2 protein-coding genes and 1 pseudogene are annotated in these 1312 nt (G+C 65.7%); all 3 read right to left on the reverse strand.

Annotation, left to right across the window (positions count from 1 at the left end; all coding sequences use genetic code 11):
* Positions 1 to 285, reverse strand: a pseudogene (locus BGO22_RS16865) (carbohydrate ABC transporter substrate-binding protein); the annotation flags it as partial.
* Positions 286 to 375: 90 nt separating this feature from the next.
* Positions 376 to 684 carry a DUF2160 domain-containing protein gene (locus tag BGO22_RS16870; RefSeq protein ID WP_116959779.1) on the reverse strand — a complete coding sequence of 103 codons (309 nt, stop codon included), beginning with the start codon at positions 682 to 684 and terminating at the stop codon, positions 376 to 378.
* Positions 685 to 714: 30 nt separating this feature from the next.
* On the reverse strand, positions 715 to 1312 hold a 598-nt coding region (locus BGO22_RS16875; protein WP_286851867.1), incomplete at its 5' end, for a carbohydrate ABC transporter permease.

A 1312-nucleotide genomic window follows, 5' to 3' on the forward strand; every position in this document is an offset into this window, starting at 1 on the left:
GGTGATGCCCGTGATCTCGCTGAAGGCCTTGGCCAGGGTCTTGGACTCGTACTCGTGCGTGGTGATGGTCTCGGACACCACCGAGATTTCCTTGACGCCCTTGGCCTTGAGCTTGGCGGCGGCGTCGATGAACCACTTGAGCTCGGCCGCCTGCTGGGCCTTGCTCAGGGTCGACGGCTGGAACTCGCTGTCGATCCACCGCTTGGCGGCGGCCTCGTCCGCCCAGGCGGGCAGCGCGGCGCCGGTCGCGATCAGCGCAGCGAGCGCCGTGTGTCGCAGTTTCATGTTGTCTCCTTGGGTGTTGATGGTGTGCCTCCCCGCCAGCGGATCGACACGGCACCGGGGAAGCGGCGGTCCGGTCGTTGAAAACCTCGCTCAGCCCTTGCGCATCACCAGGGCGAGCCACAGCATCGAGACGGCGAAACCGATCCAGGCCGAGGGTTCCTGCTCCAGCCGGAACCATTCGGCGAAGCGGCCGGCCATGCCGACGAAGGCCAGGTTGATGTAGGCGGCGCCGAGCAGGCCCACGAAGAGCCGGTCGCCGCGCGTGGTCTTCATGGGCAGAAAGCCCTTGCGCTCGATGGTGGGCGCGCGAACCTCCCACACCGTCATGCCAAAGAGCAGCAGCGCGATGGCGGTGAAGAAGATCGCCACCGGCGGGGTCCAGACCATCCAGTCGAACATGGGGTCCTCCAATCGTTGGGAACAGACTTGTCAGACGCGGCCCATCGCGAAGCCCTTCGCGATGTAGTGCCGCACGAACCAGATGACGATCGCCCCCGGCACGATGGTCAGCACGCCGGCCGCCGCCAGCGTGGCCCAGTCCATGCCCGAGGCCGACACCGTGCGCGTCATCGTCGCCACGATGGGCTTGGCGTTCACGCTGGTGAGCGTGCGCGCCAGCAGCAGCTCCACCCAGCTGAACATGAAGCAGAAGAACGCGGCCACGCCCACGCCGGCCTTGATGAGGGGCAGGAAGATGGTGAAGAAGAAGCGCGGGAAGCTGTAGCCGTCGATGTAGGCGGTCTCGTCGATCTCGCGCGGGATGCCGCTCATAAAGCCTTCGAGGATCCACACCGCCAGCGGCACGTTGAACAGCAGGTGCGCCAGCGCCACGGCGATGTGCGTGTCCATCAGGCCCAGCGTGGTGTAGAGCTGAAAGAAGGGCAGCAGGAACACCGCCGGTGGCGTCATTCGGTTGGTGAGCAGCCAGAAGAAAACGTGCTTGTCGCCCAGGAAGCGGTAGCGCGAGAAAGCGTAGGCCGCGGGCAGCGCCACAGTGAGCGAGATCACGGTGTTGATGCCGACGTAG

The sequence above is a fragment of the Hydrogenophaga sp. 70-12 genome, assembly GCF_001897365.1.
Taxonomy (GTDB): domain Bacteria; phylum Pseudomonadota; class Gammaproteobacteria; order Burkholderiales; family Burkholderiaceae_C; genus Hydrogenophaga; species Hydrogenophaga borbori.